This is a genomic window from Stenotrophomonas thermophila (assembly GCF_001499715.1).
Classification (GTDB): Bacteria; Pseudomonadota; Gammaproteobacteria; order Xanthomonadales; family Xanthomonadaceae; genus Stenotrophomonas; species Stenotrophomonas hibiscicola.
Genome location: NZ_CVIW01000051.1, coordinates 1 through 5,250 on the forward strand (window position 1 = coordinate 1; position 5,250 = coordinate 5,250).

A 5,250-nucleotide genomic window follows, 5' to 3' on the forward strand; every position below is an offset into this window, starting at 1 on the left:
GGGATGGGATCGGGTGGTTCCACAGCGCTAATTTCACCAGGGAGGCGGTTGGAGCGTCGCCATCCGATACAGCTGGATAAGGCGCCTGCCTCTCATAGATCTTGTGACGTAGCGTGCACTTGGATGCTCTTACGACGCTGTCGTAAAGCCAAGGCAACTTGAGGTTATATGGTCAAGCCGCACGGATCATTAGTATCAGTTAGCTCAATACATTGCTGTACTTACACACCTGACCTATCAACCACGTAGTCTACATGGTTCCTTCAGGGGGCTTGTGCCCCGGGAGATCTCATCTTGAGGCGCGCTTCCCGCTTAGATGCTTTCAGCGGTTATCGCTTCCGAACATAGCTACCCGGCAATGCCACTGGCGTGACAACCGGAACACCAGAGGTTCGTCCACTCCGGTCCTCTCGTACTAGGAGCAGCCCCTCTCAAATCTCCAACGCCCATGGCAGATAGGGACCGAACTGTCTCACGACGTTCTGAACCCAGCTCGCGTACCACTTTAAATGGCGAACAGCCATACCCTTGGGACCGACTACAGCCCCAGGATGTGATGAGCCGACATCGAGGTGCCAAACACCGCCGTCGATATGAACTCTTGGGCGGTATCAGCCTGTTATCCCCGGAGTACCTTTTATCCGTTGAGCGATGGCCCTTCCATACAGAACCACCGGATCACTAAGTCCTAGTTTCCTACCTGCTTGATCCGTCGATCTTGCAGTCAAGCACGCTTATGCCTTTGCACACAGTGCGCGATGTCCGACCGCGCTGAGCGTACCTTCGAGCTCCTCCGTTACTCTTTAGGAGGAGACCGCCCCAGTCAAACTACCCACCATACACGGTCCCCGACCCAGATAATGGGCCCAGGTTAGAACGTCAAGCACGACAGGGTGGTATTTCAAGGATGGCTCCACCACAGCTGGCGCCATGGTTTCATAGCCTCCCACCTATCCTACACAGACGAACTCAACGTTCAGTGTAAAGCTATAGTAAAGGTTCACGGGGTCTTTCCGTCTTGCCACGGGAACGCTGCATCTTCACAGCGATTTCAATTTCACTGAGTCTCGGGTGGAGACAGCGCCGCTGTCGTTACGCCATTCGTGCAGGTCGGAACTTACCCGACAAGGAATTTCGCTACCTTAGGACCGTTATAGTTACGGCCGCCGTTTACTGGGGCTTCGATCAAGAGCTTCGCCTTGCGGCTGACCCCATCAATTAACCTTCCAGCACCGGGCAGGCGTCACACCCTATACGTCCACTTTCGTGTTTGCAGAGTGCTGTGTTTTTGATAAACAGTCGCAGCGGCCTGGTTACTGCGACCCTCTTCAGCTATAGCTCGCACGAGCCACCAAAAAGGGTGCACCTTCTCCCGAAGTTACGGTGCCATGTTGCCTAGTTCCTTCACCCGAGTTCTCTCAAGCGCCTGAGAATTCTCATCCTACCCACCTGTGTCGGTTTACGGTACGGTCTGCGTAAGCTGAAGCTTAGGAGCTTTTCCTGGAAGCGTGGTATCAGTGACTTCGCCATAAAGGCTCGTCTCGGTGCTCGGTCTTAGAGGATCCCGGATTTGCCAAAGATCCAAACCTACCGCCTTTCCCCAGGACAACCAACGCCTGGTACACCTAACCTTCTCCGTCCCTCCATCGCACTTACGCGAGGTGCAGGAATATTAACCTGCTTCCCATCGACTACGACTTTCGTCCTCGCCTTAGGGGCCGACTCACCCTGCGCCGATTAACGTTGCGCAAGGAAACCTTGGGCTTTCGGCGTGCGGGTTTTTCACCCGCATTATCGTTACTCATGTCAGCATTCGCACTTCCGATACCTCCAGCAGACTTCTCAATCCACCTTCAACGGCTTACGGAACGCTCCTCTACCGCGCATACAAAGTATGCACCCCAAGCTTCGGTTCTGTGCTTAGCCCCGTTAAATCTTCCCCGCAGACCGACTCGACCAGTGAGCTATTACGCTTTCTTTAAAGGGTGGCTGCTTCTAAGCCAACCTCCTGGCTGTCTGTGCCTTTCCACATGGTTTTCCACTTAGCACAAAATTTGGGACCTTAGCTGTGGGTCTGGGTTGTTTCCCTTTTCACGACGGACGTTAGCACCCGCCGTGTGTCTCCCATACAGTCCGTCTCGGTATTCGGAGTTTGCAATGGTTTGGTAAGTCGCGATGACCCCCTAGCCATAACAGTGCTCTACCCCCGAGAGGATACATATGAGGCGCTACCTAAATAGCTTTCGAGGAGAACCAGCTATCTCCGGGTTCGATTAGCTTTTCACTCCTAATCACACCTCATCCCCTACCTTTGCAACGGGAGTGGGTTCGGGCCTCCAGTGCGTGTTACCGCACCTTCACCCTGGGCATGACTAGATCACCCGGTTTCGGGTCTACTGCCCGCGACTATGCGCCCTTATCAGACTCGGTTTCCCTTCGCCTCCCCTATACGGTTAAGCTTGCCACGAACAGTAAGTCGCTGACCCATTATACAAAAGGTACGCAGTCACTCCTTGCGGAGCTCCTACTGCTTGTACGCACACGGTTTCAGGTTCTATTTCACTCCCCTCTCCGGGGTTCTTTTCGCCTTTCCCTCACGGTACTGGTTCACTATCGGTCGGTCAGTAGTATTTAGCCTTGGAGGATGGTCCCCCCATGTTCAGACAGGGTTTCACGTGCCCCGCCCTACTCGTCTTCACTGGAATGGCCCTTTCAGATACAGGGCTATCACCTTCTATGGCCGCTCTTTCCAGAGCGTTTTCCTAGAACCAATCCAGCTTAAGGGCTAGTCCGCGTTCGCTCGTCGCTACTTACGGAATCTCGGTTGATTTCTTTTCCTCTGGTTACTTAGATATTTCAGTTCACCAGGTTCGCTTCCAGCAGCTATGTATTCACTGCAGGATACCCGCAAGCGGGTGGGTTTCCCCATTCGGACATTACCGGATCAAAGCTTGTTGCCAGCTCCCCGATACTTTTCGCAGGCTGCCACGTCCTTCATCGCCTCTGACCGCCAAGGCATCCACCGTGTGCGCTTATTCGCTTGACCATATAACCGCAAGTTGCCTTGGGCTATACATGACCCGGGGGTACAAAGCCCGGATACGAATATAACGACTCAATCAATAAAGAGACTTATGTCTCTCGCCTTAGCCTCACGACACGTCTGATAGAACATCTCAAACGCTCGCTACGTCACAAGTTTTAAAAGAACACGTACCAGCCACAGTGCTGATGCGTATAAAGATCGAATGTATGCGTCATTCAGAGAATGGTGGGTCTGGGAGGACTCGAACCACCGACCTCACCCTTATCAGGGGTGCGCTCTAACCACCTGAGCTACAGACCCGGAGCTTGCTTCTTAATCTCCCTGGTGGAGCCTGTCGGGATCGAACCGACGACCCCCTGCTTGCAAAGCAGGTGCTCTCCCAGCTGAGCTAAGGCCCCAGAAAGGGACATCTCACACCGGCCTGGCCGATGCAAATCTCTGAATGCAGGTACTTTGTGAAGGCGCCCGACAGGACGATGCTGTCTTTGCTCAAAAGGAGGTGATCCAGCCGCACCTTCCGATACGGCTACCTTGTTACGACTTCACCCCAGTCATCGGCCACACCGTGGCAAGCGCCCTCCCGAAGGTTAAGCTACCTGCTTCTGGTGCAACAAACTCCCATGGTGTGACGGGCGGTGTGTACAAGGCCCGGGAACGTATTCACCGCAGCAATGCTGATCTGCGATTACTAGCGATTCCGACTTCATGGAGTCGAGTTGCAGACTCCAATCCGGACTGAGATAGGGTTTCTGGGATTGGCTTACCGTCGCCGGCTTGCAGCCCTCTGTCCCTACCATTGTAGTACGTGTGTAGCCCTGGCCGTAAGGGCCATGATGACTTGACGTCATCCCCACCTTCCTCCGGTTTGTCACCGGCGGTCTCCTTAGAGTTCCCACCATTACGTGCTGGCAACTAAGGACAAGGGTTGCGCTCGTTGCGGGACTTAACCCAACATCTCACGACACGAGCTGACGACAGCCATGCAGCACCTGTGTTCGAGTTCCCGAAGGCACCAATCCATCTCTGGAAAGTTCTCGACATGTCAAGGCCAGGTAAGGTTCTTCGCGTTGCATCGAATTAAACCACATACTCCACCGCTTGTGCGGGCCCCCGTCAATTCCTTTGAGTTTCAGTCTTGCGACCGTACTCCCCAGGCGGCGAACTTAACGCGTTAGCTTCGATACTGCGTGCCAAATTGCACCCAACATCCAGTTCGCATCGTTTAGGGCGTGGACTACCAGGGTATCTAATCCTGTTTGCTCCCCACGCTTTCGTGCCTCAGTGTCAATGTTGGTCCAGGTAGCTGCCTTCGCCATGGATGTTCCTCCTGATCTCTACGCATTTCACTGCTACACCAGGAATTCCGCTACCCTCTACCACATTCTAGTCGCCCAGTATCCACTGCAGTTCCCAGGTTGAGCCCAGGGCTTTCACAACGGACTTAAACGACCACCTACGCACGCTTTACGCCCAGTAATTCCGAGTAACGCTTGCACCCTTCGTATTACCGCGGCTGCTGGCACGAAGTTAGCCGGTGCTTATTCTTTGGGTACCGTCATCCCAACCGGGTATTAGCCAGCTGGATTTCTTTCCCAACAAAAGGGCTTTACAACCCGAAGGCCTTCTTCACCCACGCGGTATGGCTGGATCAGGCTTGCGCCCATTGTCCAATATTCCCCACTGCTGCCTCCCGTAGGAGTCTGGACCGTGTCTCAGTTCCAGTGTGGCTGATCATCCTCTCAGACCAGCTACGGATCGTCGCCTTGGTGGGCCTTTACCCCGCCAACTAGCTAATCCGACATCGGCTCATTCAATCGCGCAAGGCCCGAAGGTCCCCTGCTTTCACCCGTAGGTCGTATGCGGTATTAGCGTAAGTTTCCCTACGTTATCCCCCACGAAAGAGTAGATTCCGATGTATTCCTCACCCGTCCGCCACTCGCCACCCAAGGAGCAAGCTCCTCTGTGCTGCCGTTCGACTTGCATGTGTTAGGCCTACCGCCAGCGTTCACTCTGAGCCAGGATCAAACTCTTCACTTAAAACTACATGATCCGAAGATCAAAATTTAAAGCTGCAGATGATTGATGCTGGCAACGTATCGCTTGCTTTAAAACAATTAATAGTTGCTTGATCAAACGTCTGCAAGATGGACAATCATCCTTCCTGCAGGCGCCTTCACAAGATACCTGCGCATACTTTCAAAGAT

Annotated in this window: 2 tRNA genes and 2 rRNA genes; all 4 read right to left on the reverse strand. The window is 53.7% G+C overall.

Annotated features, from left to right (window positions below):
* Positions 1 to 168: 168 nt before the first annotated feature.
* The 4 genes from BN1263_RS16845 to BN1263_RS16860 all read right to left on the reverse strand — a co-directional run bounded on the left by BN1263_RS16845 (position 169) and on the right by BN1263_RS16860 (position 5,083).
* Positions 169 to 3,046: ribosomal RNA gene (locus tag BN1263_RS16845) — 23S ribosomal RNA — on the reverse strand.
* Between the two features lie 223 nt (positions 3,047 to 3,269).
* A tRNA-Ile gene (locus tag BN1263_RS16850) sits at positions 3,270 to 3,346 on the reverse strand.
* A 22-nt stretch (positions 3,347 to 3,368) separates the two neighbouring features.
* Positions 3,369 to 3,444: transfer RNA gene (locus BN1263_RS16855), tRNA-Ala, on the reverse strand.
* A gap of 94 nt (positions 3,445 to 3,538) precedes the next feature.
* A 16S ribosomal RNA gene (locus BN1263_RS16860) occupies positions 3,539 to 5,083 on the reverse strand.
* Together the 16S and 23S rRNA genes with 2 tRNA genes alongside form the textbook arrangement of a ribosomal RNA operon.
* Between the last annotated feature and the right edge of the window lie 167 nt (positions 5,084 to 5,250).